Source organism: Vibrio sp. MM46, from assembly GCF_027587135.1.
Taxonomy (GTDB): Bacteria; Pseudomonadota; Gammaproteobacteria; order Enterobacterales; family Vibrionaceae; genus Vibrio; species Vibrio harveyi.
The window spans coordinates 289,156-304,641 of record NZ_JAPPTO010000003.1 but is presented as its reverse complement, the minus strand read 5'-3'; the positions used below and the strand labels follow the sequence as shown (position 1 = coordinate 304,641).

The 15,486-nt window shown below is 46.9% G+C and carries 16 protein-coding genes; 12 read left to right on the top strand and 4 right to left on the bottom strand.

Going from position 1 to position 15,486, the window contains the following annotated elements:
* Positions 1-33 precede the first annotated feature (33 nt).
* Together ubiH and OH459_RS05195 are read left to right on the top strand one after the other, a co-directional pair.
* Entirely contained in the window at positions 34-1,212 is a 1,179-nt protein-coding gene (ubiH, locus tag OH459_RS05200; RefSeq protein ID WP_005449769.1) for a 2-octaprenyl-6-methoxyphenyl hydroxylase, read from the top strand.
* 27 nt (positions 1,213-1,239) lie between these two features.
* Positions 1,240-2,448 (top strand): FAD-dependent 2-octaprenylphenol hydroxylase, encoded by a 1,209-nt coding sequence (locus OH459_RS05195; RefSeq protein WP_269986003.1) that lies wholly within the window; start codon positions 1,240-1,242, stop codon positions 2,446-2,448.
* 78 nt (positions 2,449-2,526) lie between these two features.
* Here the strand turns inward: OH459_RS05195 and OH459_RS05190 are convergent, their stop codons facing one another.
* From OH459_RS05190 to ygfZ, 3 genes are all read right to left on the bottom strand, one after another.
* Entirely contained in the window at positions 2,527-2,733 is a 207-nt protein-coding gene (locus tag OH459_RS05190; RefSeq protein WP_005449772.1) for a DUF1107 domain-containing protein, read from the bottom strand.
* 654 nt (positions 2,734-3,387) lie between these two features.
* A complete protein-coding gene (locus OH459_RS05185; RefSeq protein ID WP_182053594.1) occupies positions 3,388-3,861 on the bottom strand; it encodes an aminoacyl-tRNA deacylase in 474 nt (157 codons plus the stop codon).
* The gene (gene ygfZ, locus OH459_RS05180) at positions 3,854-4,822 is read right to left on the bottom strand and encodes a tRNA-modifying protein YgfZ (RefSeq protein WP_269986002.1); all 969 of its coding nucleotides are present in this window, start codon (positions 4,820-4,822) and stop codon (positions 3,854-3,856) included. The genes OH459_RS05185 and ygfZ overlap by 8 nt, the downstream gene beginning before the upstream one ends.
* A gap of 501 nt (positions 4,823-5,323) precedes the next feature.
* Between ygfZ and OH459_RS05175 the strand changes: the two genes are divergently transcribed.
* Positions 5,324-5,584, top strand: a complete 261-nt coding sequence (locus tag OH459_RS05175; RefSeq protein ID WP_009698777.1) for an FAD assembly factor SdhE — start codon at positions 5,324-5,326, stop codon at positions 5,582-5,584.
* Positions 5,532-5,972: a protein YgfX gene (locus OH459_RS05170; RefSeq protein WP_307718074.1), complete on the top strand. Its 441-nt coding sequence runs from the start codon at positions 5,532-5,534 to the stop codon at positions 5,970-5,972. The genes OH459_RS05175 and OH459_RS05170 overlap by 53 nt, the downstream gene beginning before the upstream one ends.
* A gap of 34 nt (positions 5,973-6,006) precedes the next feature.
* On the opposite strand, the gene nadB is transcribed toward OH459_RS05170, so the two are convergent.
* Positions 6,007-7,614, bottom strand: coding sequence for an L-aspartate oxidase (gene nadB / locus OH459_RS05165; protein ID WP_005449783.1), 1,608 nt, complete (start codon positions 7,612-7,614; stop codon positions 6,007-6,009).
* A gap of 558 nt (positions 7,615-8,172) precedes the next feature.
* Between nadB and rpoE the strand changes: the two genes are divergently transcribed.
* From rpoE to era, 8 genes are all read left to right on the top strand, one after another.
* On the top strand, positions 8,173-8,751 hold the full coding sequence (gene rpoE / locus OH459_RS05160) for an RNA polymerase sigma factor RpoE (RefSeq protein WP_005449784.1): 579 nt from the start codon (positions 8,173-8,175) through the stop codon (positions 8,749-8,751).
* 26 nt (positions 8,752-8,777) lie between these two features.
* Positions 8,778-9,404: a sigma-E factor negative regulatory protein gene (locus OH459_RS05155; RefSeq protein ID WP_005449785.1), complete on the top strand. Its 627-nt coding sequence runs from the start codon at positions 8,778-8,780 to the stop codon at positions 9,402-9,404.
* Positions 9,401-10,366 (top strand): sigma-E factor regulatory protein RseB, encoded by a 966-nt coding sequence (gene rseB / locus OH459_RS05150; protein WP_005449786.1) that lies wholly within the window; start codon positions 9,401-9,403, stop codon positions 10,364-10,366. Before OH459_RS05155 ends, rseB begins: the two co-directional genes overlap by 4 nt.
* On the top strand, positions 10,363-10,833 hold the full coding sequence (locus OH459_RS05145) for a SoxR reducing system RseC family protein (RefSeq protein ID WP_038898663.1): 471 nt from the start codon (positions 10,363-10,365) through the stop codon (positions 10,831-10,833). Before rseB ends, OH459_RS05145 begins: the two co-directional genes overlap by 4 nt.
* A 128-nt stretch (positions 10,834-10,961) precedes the next feature.
* Positions 10,962-12,755, top strand: a complete 1,794-nt coding sequence (gene lepA, locus OH459_RS05140; RefSeq protein WP_017189112.1) for a translation elongation factor 4 — start codon at positions 10,962-10,964, stop codon at positions 12,753-12,755.
* A gap of 104 nt (positions 12,756-12,859) precedes the next feature.
* On the top strand, positions 12,860-13,759 hold the full coding sequence (gene lepB / locus OH459_RS05135) for a signal peptidase I (protein WP_050939062.1): 900 nt from the start codon (positions 12,860-12,862) through the stop codon (positions 13,757-13,759).
* Between the two features lie 20 nt (positions 13,760-13,779).
* A complete protein-coding gene (gene rnc, locus OH459_RS05130; protein WP_005449793.1) occupies positions 13,780-14,457 on the top strand; it encodes a ribonuclease III in 678 nt (225 codons plus the stop codon).
* Positions 14,450-15,412 carry a GTPase Era gene (gene era / locus OH459_RS05125; protein ID WP_005449795.1) on the top strand — a complete coding sequence of 321 codons (963 nt, stop codon included), beginning with the start codon at positions 14,450-14,452 and terminating at the stop codon, positions 15,410-15,412. The genes rnc and era overlap by 8 nt, the downstream gene beginning before the upstream one ends.
* The last annotated feature ends 74 nt before the right edge of the window (positions 15,413-15,486 follow it).

Below are 15,486 nucleotides of genomic sequence, written 5' to 3'. Positions count from 1 at the left end.
TTTCCCATTATCGAATAGCTTCTAGAGGTTAGCATGAGGCAATATGACGTTGTAATTGCTGGTGGAGCCATGGCAGGTGCCACACTTGCGTTGGCAATCGACCGTTTATCTAAAGGCGCGCTGCAAATTGCGGTTGTTGAGCCTTTTAAAGCTCAATCGGATCAACATCCGGGCTTTGATTCGCGCTCGATTGCTTTGTCCTACGGTACCGTTAACATTCTGCGTCACTTGCAGTTGTGGTCTGCTATCGAGCCTTGTGCAACTCCAATTGAACATATTCATGTTTCTGACCGCTCTCATGCGGGCATGACTGAGATTACCAAGCACGAAGTTGGCGTTGAAGCCCTTGGCTACGTAGTGGAACTTGCCGATGTAGGTCGTGTCTACCAAGAGCTCTTGGATAAGAGCAAAGCAATCACTCTGTTTTGCCCTGATTCGGTTGCGAACATCGAGCGTGAGCAAGACAAAGCACACATTGAGTTGAGCAGCGGTGAGAAGCTGGAAGCTAAGTTGCTAGTGGCTGCTGATGGCGCTGTGTCGCAATGTTGCCAGCAAATCGGTTTAGAGCTGTCTGAGCATGATTTCGACCAAGTGGCAGTGATCGCGAATATTGTGACGCAAGAGCCTCATCAAGGTCGCGCTTTTGAACGCTTTACAGAGAATGGTCCAGTCGCACTGTTGCCGATGAGTGATAACCGTATGTCGTTAGTATGGTGTCTGCGTCCTGAAGAAGCGCAAAGCGTCGTGAACTTGTCTGACGCAGAGTTTCTTGAGCGCTTGCAGAACGATTTTGGTTGGCGACTAGGTGCGATGCAGAAAGTCGGACAACGCGCGAGCTATCCGCTTCTTCTGCGTCATCGTAAGCAGAACATTTCGCACCGCTTTGCTATTGTCGGCAATGCTGCACAAACGCTTCACCCGATTGCTGGGCAAGGCTTCAACCTTGGTATTCGTGATGTGGCATCATTAGCGGAAGAGGTGGTTAAGCAAGCTGAAGATGCCGGTCGCTACCAAGGTTTGATGCGATTTAGCCAGCGCCGTGAAGATGATCGCAGCGAAACGATTTGGTTAACTAGCTCTCTCGTGCATATTTTCTCAAATGATTTACCGGCGATGCGAATTGGGCGTAACCTTGCTCTCGCAACGATGGATAACCTTTCTACTTTTAAGCAGCCGCTGCTACGCCATACACTTGGTCTAGTGAAACGATAAACGGCAACGAATTAGGTAACAAAAGCAATGATGCAAAGTGTAGATATCGCCATCATCGGTGGTGGAATGGTGGGTTTAGCATTAGCTGCCGCTTTTAAGGACAGTGACCTGCGAGTAGCCGTTATCGAAGGTGCAGTGCCAAACGACACCCTAAATGAACTGCCAGATGTACGTGTGTCGGCGTTGAGCCGTTCAAGTGAAACCATCCTTCGCAAGCTTGGTGCTTGGCAAGGTATCGAGCGGCGTCGCGCTTCACCATACCATGCGATGGAAGTGTGGGAGCAAGACAGCTTCGCGAATATCGCATTTGATGCGCAGAGCATGGCTCAACCGGATCTTGGTCATATCGTTGAAAACCGCGTAATTCAATTGGCGCTGCTAGAGCAAGTTCAAAAGCTCGATAACGTGACGCTGTTTATGCCTGCTCGTTGTGCAACGCTTGCGGTGGGTGAGCAAGAAAGCTGGCTAACGCTCGATAATGGTCAAGCTATGACAGCGAAGTTAGTGGTTGGCGCTGATGGTGCAAATTCTTGGCTGCGTAACCAAATGGATATCCCACTAACGCATTGGGATTACGGTCATAGCGCGCTTGTTGCGAACGTGAAAACCGCTGACCCACACAACAGTGTTGCGCGTCAGATCTTTACACCGCAAGGTCCATTAGCTTTCCTTCCAATGTCTGATCCTCACATGTGTTCGATTGTTTGGTCTACCGATCCAAATCGCGCAGAGCAACTGCTGGCGATGAACGAGCAAGAGTTTAATAAAGCACTGACTAGCGAATTCGATGCACGTTTAGGCATGTGTGAAGTAGTTGGCGAACGTGCAGCATTCCCACTTAAGATGCGTTATGCGCGTGACTTTGTGGTTGAACGCGTGGCGTTAGTTGGCGATGCTGCCCATACCATTCATCCGCTGGCAGGGCAGGGTGTGAATCTTGGTTTATTAGATGCAGCAAGCTTAGCGCAAGAAGTGTTGGCACTGTGGAAGCAAGGGCAAGACATTGGCACCAAACGTAATCTACGTGGTTACGAGCGTTGGCGTAAAGCCGAAGCGGCGAAGATGATAGCGGCAATGCAAGGCTTCCGTGATCTGTTCTCTGGTGAGAATCCTGCCAAGAAGTTGGTTCGTGGTATTGGTTTGAGCCTAGCAGGACAACTGCCGGGTGCGAAAGATGAAATCATGAAGCGTGCATTAGGTTTGAAAGGCAACCTGCCGGAGCTAGCGCGTCAATAAATACGTTCTTCGCTTCGCAAACAAAAGATACAAAAAAGGCTGGTTAATCCAGCCTTTCTTTTTACATCGATGTTTAAGCTAAGCGTATGCGCATCTGAGCTTCATAATCTCTTGGTTAATCTCTTTTACTGCCTGAAAGTGACGTTTCTCAGCTTTCTCTGGCAACATCAATTTTCCGTTATCAAACTCGAACTTACCGACTCCGTAAATATAGATTCTTCCTTTAAAAAGACGACTTATGTGTTTAGCAATCATACCTGGTGTATAGCGCTTAAACAGTCTCATATTTACTCTTCCTTATCTCTTACCTAGCCCAGTTATTCTACGTTTTTCGCGTAAAAATTATTGTGACAGCAATAGTATTAAGTGCAGTTGAGGTACTTGGCTTTAGAGATTTGTGCTGCCTTAGACAAATTGACAGAGTCATATCTCAAATAGCGTGAGGATTACCTCAAAAAATCATTGTCGAAGGAACCAGTCCTTGAGCTCTCCTGTTCTTACGTGGTGCATTAAGCAACAGTTTTGTTACAGAAATAAGAATAGAAGGAAAATGATTGTTTGCTAAATGTTTTTACTCAATGGGTTGCATTTTGTTCGTTTTGACGAGGTTGAAACCTCAAATGCATTGCTTTCATAGAGTTAGAGGAAGGAAAAGGAAAAAAGTTCCACGCAAAAAAAAAAGCCCGCTTCGGCGGGCGAATAGTCACAGATGCATTACACAAAAGTGGACGACTGACTTAATGAACGCTGTCATACAAGTCAGCAGATTCACTTTACGTTGGCTGAGTCGTTGTTGAAAACTTAACCAACGAATTCAGCATATACGAGTTTTTCATTTGTGACTATTTATGTTTTAAAAATGATTAAAAATTCTTGAGTGTAATCGGAGAGATATGAGTGAGATCACGCAGGAGTGAGAATCCTGCGCTTGATTACATGTTAGCGGCAGATATCAGCCACGGTTGGTTGGCACAATTGGATTAGATCATCGATGGATAGCGCTAAGCCTGCCATGCGATCTCCACTGCTTATGGTGATTTCTTTTTCTTCAAGCAAACTTGGGTCAAATACGATCGGCATGTAGCGTTTTAAGAGTAGTGGTGTGACAGTTCCAATCTTGTATCCGGTAATCGCTTCTACGTCTGCTTGATCAACACACGTCATACGACGGCACTGCAGTAATGCGCGCACCTTCTTTGGATCAACACTACGATCACCTGGTGCACAAGCAAGCGCATATTGATTCCCCATATCGCGCAAAAGAATCGCTTTGACCATTTGAGAAGGGCGAATGCCGCGTTGTTGCGCGGCATCCTCAATAGTTGTTGCTGGTCTTTGATGAGGAAGAAGACGGAACTCGATGTTCTGGTCCGCCAAAAACTGCATCAAAGGGGTATGAATGGTATTACTCATCGTCAAGGCTGTACGGCAGTGCTGCGATTTCCCATTCACACTCTGGTTGAGCAACCAAGCGCAGACGAGTGTCATCGTCTAGGTTGTTTGGCAATACAATGAGTCCTATCGCTTGGTTGTCGCTGAATTGGCAATGCGTGAGCAATGCGCCTACTGAACGCCAGTTTTCACCAACGCTACGCTCCAGTTCAATCGCACCTTCACCTAAGGCTTCAGCAGTTGCACCTTTAACAATGTACATTGCACGTTTGTTGGTGCCGCGGTATTTCGCGCGCGCTACGGTTTCTTGACCTGTGTAGCAACCTTTCGTAAAGCTGATGCCCCCCAGCGCTTGTACGTTTAGTGCTTGTGGAATGTGCTCGTTTTGCGCATCAGCTGCCACGTATGGTAGTGCTGCTTCAATATCGAAACGAGTCCAAAGCTCGTGAGTAGTCAGCGTTGCTTTGCTGTCTTCTAATAACGATTGTGCTGCTTCTGCTGTAAGCGCAAGCAACCAGCGGTTTGGAGTCACTTTGACTGCCGTGCCGCCTTCAACTGTACGTACGTCGCCAGAATCAGCATTTAATGTTGAGATGAACGCATCTGCATTCTCACCTGCAACACCCAGCACGATGTCGTTTGATTCTTCGATGGTCACTTTCGAGAACACCGCGTACTTTTTGATTTCTTTCAGTTCTACTTCAATCGCTGATTTCGGCTGAACCATTGCGTAGCCATCGTTATGGTGGAATAGGCGGAAGACGCTCCATACTTTACCTTTTGCATCACAATGGGCACCCAACATTGATTGGTCTTTCTCAAGAGAAACCACATCGCAGGTAACTTGACCGTGTAGGTATGACTTTTTGTCGTCCCCGACCATGGTGATCATGCCCAGATTATCCAATAGCGAGATAGACAGCTCAGGTAGTGCGTCTTGTGTCGATAGGTTCAGCGGTGAAAAGCGAGTTTGCCATTCCATGATTACAATGCCTTTTGAAGATATTTTTCAGCTATGTTAATTGCAGAATTGGCATTTGTCAGCACTCAATATATACCCAAATAACCTCGAGATGCTAGGTTCAGCGAGAATGACTTGGTTTGTATACGCGGCGGCGATTTAAAGGTCTAGTGGGTCTAAATCAAGAATCGGCAACAAAGTATACAAGCCAAGGCAGTTCGCCCTTTGGGAGCGTGTCATTGACTCGATTGCTACGTCAAACAACTTGGAAAGAGCTGGCTATTACGCTGCGTTGTTTTCCTTGACCTCAAATCAATGACAACGCTCTGAATCCTGCATCATGAAGTCATTTGGGTATAACCACGCAATTTTAAGGTGTTTGGCTTTGCTGAACGTTTGTTTATTAAATGCGTTCAGGATTTGCAGCGACTTGGCTACATATTGTGACCCGCACACTAGTGACGTTGCACATCCCTTGTTACACTCCGCACTAAGAACAAGACATCTATGAAGGAATACTGAATGTACACTGCGGAAGAAAAGGCGCGTATTAAATGGGCTTGTCGTCGTGGCATGCTTGAGCTTGACGTGGTGATTATGCCGTTTTTTGAAGAGTGCTTTGAAGCACTGAATGAACAAGAGCAGCGTGATTTTGTCTCATTATTAGAATGTGATGACCCAGATCTGTTTACTTGGGTGATGGGTCACGGTCGCAGCGAAAACCTAGGTCATGCATCGATGGTTGATAAAATTGTCGCGCACAACCTCAGCAAGGTTCGTTAATCTCAAGGTTAACACTTCTCTGTACGCCCAAATTGCCAACCAACTTCTTCTCCTAGGTTGCGTTTGGGCGCTTATCTGCTCTGCTATCCCACTCGTCTTATCAACTTATCTGTTATTACTGATTCTTCGCTGCCAAATGCAGGGCGGTTTTGTCGTGCCTTCTGCTCGTGGTGGCTGGTATTTACATCGTGATGGCACGGTACGTAATGACAAGCAAACCTCTACATTATCGAGCGTTGATGTGTCGGCGGCGATGTTCAAAGTCACGTTTGAATTAACGTCGGGTGAAAAAGTCACGATTTGGCGAGACAGTTGTGAAGACGTGGCATATCGTCAACTGTGTTTGATATTACGACAATGGAAAATGGGAGCCGAAGCTCCCATTTGATCTTATATCTGACTCTTACTTTTTAGTGTCAGTGCTATTTGTTTGGCGTAAGAATTGTTGGACCACTATTTTCTAGCTGATTTGGATAATCCAAGGTGTAGTGCAGACCACGACTCTCTTTACGCTGCATCGCGCAACGCACCATTAGCTCTGCGACTTGCAGCAGGTTACGTAGCTCTAGCAAGTTGTTTGATACGCGGAAGTGACTGTAGTACTCATGCGTCTCTTGTTGCAGCATCTGAATACGACGCAGTGCGCGTTCAAGACGTTTATCGGTACGAACGATACCCATGTAATCCCACATAAATAGGCGCAGCTCATGCCAGTTATGTTGGATGATCACTTCTTCATCACTGTTGGTCACTTGGCTTTCATCCCAACATGGAACCTGCGATGCTAGTTCTACTTCGCTGTGATGTTTAAGAATGTCTTTGGCTGCCGACCATGCGTAAACCACACACTCAAGTAGTGAGTTCGATGCCATACGGTTCGCGCCGTGCAAGCCTGTATAGCTCACTTCACCAATCGCATAGAGGTTCTTCAGGTCGGTATGACCATTTTGATCGACCATGACGCCGCCGCATGTGTAGTGCGCCGCAGGTACAATTGGGATCGGCTCTTTAGTCATATCGATACCCAAATCCATCAAACGAGAGTAGATAGTTGGGAAATGCTTAGTAATGAAATCCGCAGGCTTATGGCTGATATCGAGATACATGCAATCAGCACCTAAGCGCTTCATTTCGAAGTCGATCGCGCGAGCCACGACATCACGTGGAGCAAGCTCTTTACGCTCGTCGAAATCCGGCATAAAACGTGAACCGTCTGGACGACGTAAATACGCCCCCTCACCACGCAATGCTTCAGTCAACAAGAAGTTACGTGCTTCTGGGTGGTAAAGACAGGTTGGGTGGAATTGGTTGAACTCTAGGTTTGCAACACGACAACCTGCACGCCACGCGATTGCGATACCATCACCAGATGACACGTCTGGGTTAGAAGTGTATTGGTAAACTTTGGAAGCGCCGCCCGTTGCGAGAACAACAAATTTAGCGCGAACAGTTTCAACTTGTTCTTCGTTGCGGTTCCAAATATAAGCGCCAATGATCTTGTTTTTGTCGCCGCCGATTTTATCTTCGGTGATCAAATCCAGAGCATTATGGCGCTCAAGAACATGAATGTTTGGGTGGCTGTGTGCATTGTCTTGTAGAGAGGTTTGCATTGCCATGCCAGTGGCATCAGCAGCGTGCAAAATACGTCGACGGCTGTGACCGCCTTCGCGAGTTAAGTGATAACGTGGCTCATCGTCAGAATCATCATCTTCACGATCGAATGGTACACCACCATCAATCAACCACTGTACACACTCTTTTGAGTTTTCCGCGATGAACTTAACAGTCTCTTCATCACAGATTCCATCCCCAGCAATTTGCGTATCTTCAACGTGAGACTCAATGGTGTCCGACTCATCAAATACGGCAGCGATACCACCTTGCGCGTAATACGTTGCGCCTTCGCTGCGCGGTCCTTTACTTAGAACCATTACCTTACAGTGGTTTGCGACACGCAAAGCCAACGACAAGCCCGCGGCGCCACTCCCTACCACTAACACATCACATTCATGTTCACGATTTGTGTTCATATTACTTTTACAATCCCAAGCTAAGGTAACAAGGCTACCTTGTGTATATTTTGCACACCATGTGCATTCCATTAACGCGACATCCGTCGCTAAGGGCTAAGTTGGGAGACGTATCGAAATCGGCGTTACCTTGGTGACTTCAGCCACTCTTATTTTGCCATGCCTTGGGCATGCAGATGCTTCCTGAGTTTTGTTTGTAACGCGATGTTCTGATAGCCATTAGCCATGCAAATGAAAAGTAATAGTTTGTCAATGCCATTGCTTTTCTATGCTCTACCCAGCACAATCTGGGACAGAGATCATCCATTATACCCATTTCCCCACCAGTATGCTCGCTTGTCAAAACGAGACTTAAGTCGGACGAGGAGCGGGATTTGGCTAGTGACATCACACTGTGAAAAAACAATGACAAAAAATTTGAGAAACCATGGAACTTTCTCATTCACGTCAGGGTCACAATAGTGCTCAAGTAAGCAGTGGTGTCAATACTACGTTTTGCATAATTAGTACCCATATCTGAGAAGAGTAGGGGCATAACAAATAGGAGTATCCGCTCGAATGAACGAGCAGCTGACCGATCAAGTATTGATTGAGCGAGTTCAGAATGGCGATAAGCAAGCATTCAACCTGCTGGTAACAAAGTACCAGAACAAGGTATGTAACCTTATCTCCAGATACGTAAGTAATCCTGGCGATGTTCCAGATGTAGCACAAGAAGCGTTTATCAAGGCTTACCGAGCTATCCCTAGTTTTCGTGGGGAGAGTGCGTTTTACACGTGGCTGTATCGCATTGCAGTGAATACTGCGAAAAATCACATCGTTGCTCAAGGTCGTAGACCACCTGCAACAGACGTTGATGCTGAAGAAGCTGAATTTTACGAAACAGGTAATGCACTTAAAGAAATTTCGAACCCTGAGAACTTAACGTTGTCCAAAGAATTGCAACGGGTAGTGTTCAGTGCAATCGAAGCCTTACCTGAAGATTTAAAAACCGCAATGACTCTGCGCGAGCTTGATGGCTTGAGCTACGAGGAAATTGCTGAAGTAATGGATTGCCCGGTGGGAACGGTACGATCGCGTATCTTCCGTGCTCGTGAGGCGGTGGAAAAGAAAATCAAACCTCTTTTGCAGCGCTAGTACAAGTGATAACTATGGTGAAAATAATGGCTGACAAAGAAAAACTTTCAGCTCTCATGGATGGAGAATTGGTCGATAAGGCTTTAATTCAAGAATTAGAGCAAGACCAAGAGAGCCGTGATGCTTGGCAGAACTATCACCTGATTGGTGATGTGATGCGAGGCGAAGCGCCAGCAAAGCCTGAGTGGAATATTGCTGAAAGCGTAGCGTTAGCGTTAGAAGACGAGCCTGTGCATCGTGCTATCGATTCGCGCAGTGCTAACGTAATTTCAATTAACGACGCGCCAAAAGAGTCGCAACCAGAGCCACAAAAAGCGAAACGCCAGTTGCCTGCATGGTTGACTCAGTTTGGTCAAGTTGCCGTTGCTGCGTGTGTGTCACTTGTTGTGATATTAGGCGTTCAACAGTACGGCGGTAGCGACCCAATGTCGCCGCAAGCTGACCAACTTCCTGTGCTTCAGACTGTGCCATTTGCGGGCAGCGCTGAACCAGTAAGCTTGACGCGTGAATCCGTAGAGCGTTCCGTTGGTGAAGCAAATATGCAAGAGCAACGCAAACGCGTTCATGCTATGCTTCGTGACTACGAACTGCAGCTAAGAATTAACAGTGATGCGTCTCAACAAGATGCACATCTGACACCGGATATTGAATGAAAAAATTTCTGATCAGCGCTTGCGCTCTGTTCAGTCTGATGTCTTCGCAAGCCTTTGCTGGTGATAAGCCAGCGGAGGCTTTATTGCATCAAATGAGCGAGGCGAGCAAGAATTTAAGCTACGAACTCTCTTATATCCTTATCAAAAAGAACAGCATTGAACCTTTGCTGTATCGTCACGCGACTCACGACAAAGACCAGTACGCACATCTTGTGTATTTGAGTGGTCCTGTACGTGAAGTGATCCGTCGCGGCACAGAAGTAAGCTATATCGAAACTGGCGCAGAACCGTTTACCATCGAATCGGGTAAAATGGTTGCTCCAATCATGCCGATGCTGAACGCTAACATCGACGAGCTAAACTTGTACTACGACTACGTAAAAGTAGGTCGTGCCCGTGAAGCGGGTGTTCCAACACAAGTGCTACGCATCGTGCCCAAAGATGGGCTACGTTACTCTTACGTATTGTGGATTGATGAGAAGAGTAAACTGCCACTGCGTGCTGATCTCGTTGATCGTGATGGTGAAATGCTTGAGCAGTACCGTACTATTTCTTACTCAGTGAACCCTAAGATTGGTGAACTGATGAGTGGTTTAGAAGAGGTTCAATTACCCGCGGTTCTGACAATGCCAAAAGGCGATATCGGTACCAGTAACTGGACCGTGGGTTGGACACCGGAAGGGTTCCATCCCAATGAACTGAACCGTTACCGCATGGCAGTGACTGACCAAATGGTAGAAAGCCAACTTTACTCTGATGGACTATTTAGCTTTTCAGTGTATGTAGCTGACAAAGACGAGCACTCGTTGAAAGGTCAACTGGTTCGTCAAGGTCGCCGTACATTGCACAGCTTTGTCAGCGGAAACCATGAAATCTCAGTTGTTGGTGATATTCCGCCGGCAACGGCTCAGCGTATCGCACAATCGGTCACTTTTAATGTAACAAAGAGTGAAGTGCAATGATGACTGCATTGGCTACCGTAACGGGCGTTCACCGTCACGGTCAGCAATATGATGTCGATATCAGCTGCGAGCAACAGACCAGTTGCAGCAGCTGTTCATCGCAAAAAAGCTGCGGCACAGGCGTGGTTACCAAAGCGATCGGTAACAAAACGCTGTCGTGGCATTTGCGTACCCCAAAATCCGTCAAAGTTGGTCAGGTCGTGGAAATTGGTTTCCCCGAAGCAAGCCTGATCAAATCAGCTATGGCGGTCTACCTTCTTCCTTTGTTTGGTTTGATTCTCGGTGCTGTAATTGGCAACTTCCTGCTAGTGCCTTTAACCGCGGGCGGTGAGGTCATCACCATCCTAGCTTCGGTATTGTTCGCAGCTGGTGGTATGTGGCTCGCAAAACGTGTGTCACGCCCACTAGAAGATGAATCAAAACGCCAAGTCACTCTCATTAGAGTTCTCGGTGAACCTATTCAATAAGTTCTAGACTTTAAATAAGGTGCGCCCGTTAACGAAATTGGGTAGAATCTGCCAACTTGATTGAAATGCCGTCAACAGACGGCTTTCTTACTGTCCCTATTTGTAAAGAGTTAGTCACCCATAAATCTATGAAGCACATTCGTAACTTTTCGATTATCGCCCACATCGACCATGGTAAGTCGACCCTATCTGACCGTCTAATCCAAGTTTGTGGTGGATTAAGCGATCGTGAAATGGCCGCACAGGTTCTGGATTCTATGGATCTTGAACGTGAGCGTGGTATCACCATCAAATCTCAGAGTGTGACGCTGAACTACACCGCTAAAGACGGCGAAACGTACCAGTTGAACTTCATCGATACTCCGGGACACGTTGACTTTGCGTACGAAGTATCACGTTCTCTAGCTGCTTGTGAAGGCGCGCTACTGGTGGTTGACGCAGGTCAGGGTGTAGAGGCTCAAACCCTAGCTAACTGTTACACCGCAATCGAAATGGATCTAGAGGTTGTGCCAATCCTGAACAAGATTGACCTACCAGCTGCCGATCCCGAGCGTGTAGCGGAAGAAATTGAAGAGATCGTTGGTATCGATGCAATGGAAGCAACCCGCTGTTCTGCGAAGACAGGTCTAGGTGTTGACGACGTTCTAGAAAACATCGTATCAGCAATTCCAGCACCAGAAGGTGATCCAGAGGCGCCACTTCAAGCGCTGATCATCGACTCATGGTTCGATAACTACCTTGGCGTTGTTTCTTTGGTTCGTATTAAAAACGGTTCACTGAAGAAAAACGACAAGATCAAAGTAATGAGCACAGGTCAAACTTGGGGTGTGGATCGTCTAGGTATCTTCACGCCTAAGCAAGTGGACACTGATGTTCTGCGTACTGGCGAAGTAGGCTGGGTAGTTTGTGGTATCAAAGACATCCTAGGCGCACCAGTAGGTGATACGCTGACGCTAGCGAAAAACGGCAGCGAGAAGCCACTTCCAGGCTTTAAGAAAGTAAAACCTCAGGTATACGCGGGTCTGTTCCCAGTATCTTCTGATGATTACGAAAACTTCCGTGACGCACTAGGTAAACTTAGCCTAAACGATGCATCGCTATTCTACGAGCCAGAAAACTCAGCAGCACTAGGCTTTGGTTTCCGTTGTGGTTTCCTAGGCATGCTGCACATGGAAATCATCCAAGAGCGTCTAGAGCGTGAATACGACCTCGACCTGATTACAACGGCACCAACGGTAGTTTACGAAGTAGAACAAACTAACGGTGAGACTCTGTACGTTGATAGCCCTGCAAAACTGCCAGCGGTTAACGACATCGAAGAGATCCGTGAGCCTATCGCGCGCTGTAACATCCTAGTACCAGCGGACTACCTAGGTAACGTAATCACACTATGTGTTGAGAAGCGTGGCGTACAGGTGGACATGGTTTACCACGGTAACCAAGTTGCGATCACTTACGACATCCCAATGGCAGAAGTGGTACTGGACTTCTTCGACCGTTTGAAGTCGACATCACGTGGCTACGCGTCTCTGGATTACAACTTCCAACGCTTTGAAGCATCGAACATGGTACGTGTAGACGTACTACTGAACGGCGACAAAGTGGATGCGCTAGCGCTGATTACGCACAAAGATCAGTCTCAGACTCGTGGTCGTCAGCTTGTTGAGAAAATGAAAGAGTTCATTCCTCGTCAGATGTTCGACATCGCGATCCAAGCGGCTATCGGTAACCACATCATCGCACGTTCTACAGTGAAACAGCTACGTAAGAACGTAATCGCGAAATGTTACGGTGGTGACGTGAGCCGTAAGAAGAAACTTCTGAAGAAACAGAAAGAAGGTAAGAAACGTATGAAGCAGATCGGTAACGTAGAGCTGCCTCAAGAAGCGTTCCTAGCAATTCTTCACGTTGGTAAAGACTAGAGTTGAACTATCTCGTGCTCTTGTCTGTCATAAGACGTTAGATAGTAAAATAAGTGAAAGGGTTTCGGCTCTTTCACTTTCGTATTTTTAGATAAGGGAATTTAATGGCGAATACATTCTCACTGATTCTAGTTATCGTGACTTTGGTAACTGGCGTAGTTTGGCTACTAGAAAAGCTGGTGTTTGCGAAAAAACGTCAAGCGAAAGTAGCGGAGATCCAAGCGCAAACAACCAATGGTCTGGATGCGGTGACGCTACAAAAAGTAGAAAGCCAACCGTGGTGGGTAGAGAACAGCGTTTCTATCTTCCCAGTGATTGCATTCGTATTGGTATTACGTTCTTTTATCTATGAACCGTTCCAAATCCCTTCAGGCTCAATGATGCCAACCCTACTAGTAGGTGACTTCATTTTGGTGGAGAAATACGCGTACGGATTGAAAGATCCGGTATGGCGCACGCAGCTAGTGGAAACTGGCAAGCCTGAGCGTGGCGACATCGTGGTATTCAAGTACCCACCACAGCCAAACGTTGACTACATTAAACGTGTGGTAGGTTTGCCTGGTGATACCGTTCGTTACTCTGCCGATAAGCAGGTATGTATTCAATCGAAAGGTGAGTCATCTTGTAAGCCAGTTAAGCTGAACAATGTTGAAGAAAGTCAATTCATCCAAAACGGTATTCCTCTGATTCAGATGAATGAAAAACTGGGTGACGTTGAGCACCAAATTTTGGTGAACCCATTAACTCGTGACCGCGTGCAGAACTACCAACCACGCCCAGGTGTTAACGAGTGGGTTGTACCACAAGGTCAGTACTTCGTTATGGGTGATAACCGTGACAACAGTGCAGACAGCCGTTACTGGGGCTTTGTTCCAGAAGCAAACTTAGTCGGTAAAGCTGTTGCGATCTGGATCAGCTTCGAGTTTGATCGTGGCGCAGATAGTGTTCTACCTTCATGGATTCCAACTGGTGTGCGTTTTAACCGCGTCGGTGGCATTCACTAACCATTACATATCGAGAGAGTATGAATTCTCCAATTGAGAAACTAGAGAGAAAGCTCGGCTACCAATTTAAGGATGCTGGGCTTATCAACTTGGCGCTGACTCACCGCAGCGCCAATAGTAAGCACAATGAACGTCTTGAGTTTCTGGGCGATTCAATTTTAAGTTTTGTCATCGCTGATGATCTGTACCATCGTTTCCCGAAAGTGAACGAAGGTGACATGAGCCGTATGCGCGCGACCTTGGTTCGTGGGCACACATTGGCGGAACTGGGTCGTGAATTCGATCTAGGAGATTATTTAAAATTAGGTCCAGGTGAATTGAAGAGTGGCGGATTCCGCCGAGACTCTATTCTAGCCGATGCGGTAGAAGCCATTATTGGTGCGATTTACCTTGATAGTGATATTGAACAAGTTCGCGGTATCGTACTGAGCTGGTACAACTCGCGTCTTGAGGCGATTAAGCCTGGTGTATCACAAAAAGATCCAAAAACTCGCCTACAAGAGTTCCTGCAAGGCAGAAGAAAACCGCTGCCTGTCTACACAGTGACTAATATTAAAGGTGAAGCGCACAACCAAGAGTTCACGGTTGAGTGTGACGTAGCAGGTGTGGATAAGCCTGTAATCGGTAAAGGCACCAGCCGCCGCAAGGCAGAACAAGCGGCTGCAGAAACGGCACTTGAGCAATTAACGAATGGCTGATAACGAATTCGACATCGATGCGTTTTTCGCATCACATGGTGAAGTAAGTTCACCAGAGAACCAACACTGTGGCTTCATTGCGATTGTTGGTCGTCCAAACGTAGGTAAATCGACGCTTCTGAACAAAATCTTGGGTCAGAAGATTTCGATCACGTCTCGTAAACCGCAAACGACGCGTCACCGCATCATGGGCGTGGATACCGATGGTGATTACCAAGCGATCTACGTAGATACACCGGGACTTCACATTGAAGAGAAGCGCGCGATTAACCGCTTGATGAACCGTGCAGCCAACTCATCTCTAAGTGATGTGAACCTAGTATTCTTCTTGGTCGACGGTACGCATTGGACCAAAGACGATGAGATGGTGCTGACTAAGCTTCAAAAGTCGAACTTCCCTGTTGTGCTTTGTGTGAACAAGGTAGACAACGTGCAAGATCGTAACGAAGTGATGATGCACATGGCCGACATGTCGAAGAAGATGGACTTCGTTGACGTTGTGCCAATCTCTGCAAAGCAAGGTAAGAACATCGACGTACTGCGCAAGCACGTTCGCGATCACTTGCCAGAAGCAACGCACCACTTCCCAGAAGAATACGTAACAGACCGTTCTCAGCGTTTCATGGCGTCTGAAATCGTGCGTGAAAAACTGATGCGTTTTACTGGTGAAGAGCTGCCATACTCAGTAACGGTTGAGATTGAGCGTTTCGATTACAACCCAGAAACGGACGGTTTCCATATCAACGCCCTGATTCTTGTTGAACGTAATGGTCAGAAGAAAATGGTGATTGGTAAAGGTGGCGAGAAGATCAAGACAATTGGTCGTGAAGCGCGCTTAGATATGGAAGAGCTATTCGGTCGTAAGGTTTACCTAGAGACTTGGGTAAAAGTGAAATCTGGTTGGGCAGACGACGAACGTGCACTGCGCTCACTAGGTTACATCGACGACCTATAAGTTTGGTTGCTTGTAAGTTTGGTAACGAAGATACTTCGTTCCAACATCGACTAAAATATAATATCGATTAAAAT

Coding starts and splice junctions, on each gene's coding strand:
- ygfZ (WP_269986002.1), bottom strand. CDS start 4,822: ATGGAATGGCAAACTCGCTTTTCACCGCTGAACCTATCGACACAAGAC.
- rnc (WP_005449793.1), top strand. CDS start 13,780: ATGAATTCTCCAATTGAGAAACTAGAGAGAAAGCTCGGCTACCAATTT.
- OH459_RS05155 (WP_005449785.1), top strand. CDS start 8,778: ATGGCTGACAAAGAAAAACTTTCAGCTCTCATGGATGGAGAATTGGTC.
- lepA (WP_017189112.1), top strand. CDS start 10,962: ATGAAGCACATTCGTAACTTTTCGATTATCGCCCACATCGACCATGGT.
- lepB (WP_050939062.1), top strand. CDS start 12,860: ATGGCGAATACATTCTCACTGATTCTAGTTATCGTGACTTTGGTAACT.
- OH459_RS05170 (WP_307718074.1), top strand. CDS start 5,532: ATGCATCGATGGTTGATAAAATTGTCGCGCACAACCTCAGCAAGGTTC.
- OH459_RS05195 (WP_269986003.1), top strand. CDS start 1,240: ATGATGCAAAGTGTAGATATCGCCATCATCGGTGGTGGAATGGTGGGT.
- rseB (WP_005449786.1), top strand. CDS start 9,401: ATGAAAAAATTTCTGATCAGCGCTTGCGCTCTGTTCAGTCTGATGTCT.
- OH459_RS05145 (WP_038898663.1), top strand. CDS start 10,363: ATGATGACTGCATTGGCTACCGTAACGGGCGTTCACCGTCACGGTCAG.
- OH459_RS05185 (WP_182053594.1), bottom strand. CDS start 3,861: ATGAGTAATACCATTCATACCCCTTTGATGCAGTTTTTGGCGGACCAG.
- OH459_RS05175 (WP_009698777.1), top strand. CDS start 5,324: ATGTACACTGCGGAAGAAAAGGCGCGTATTAAATGGGCTTGTCGTCGT.
- ubiH (WP_005449769.1), top strand. CDS start 34: ATGAGGCAATATGACGTTGTAATTGCTGGTGGAGCCATGGCAGGTGCC.
- era (WP_005449795.1), top strand. CDS start 14,450: ATGGCTGATAACGAATTCGACATCGATGCGTTTTTCGCATCACATGGT.
- OH459_RS05190 (WP_005449772.1), bottom strand. CDS start 2,733: ATGAGACTGTTTAAGCGCTATACACCAGGTATGATTGCTAAACACATA.
- rpoE (WP_005449784.1), top strand. CDS start 8,173: ATGAACGAGCAGCTGACCGATCAAGTATTGATTGAGCGAGTTCAGAAT.
- nadB (WP_005449783.1), bottom strand. CDS start 7,614: ATGAACACAAATCGTGAACATGAATGTGATGTGTTAGTGGTAGGGAGT.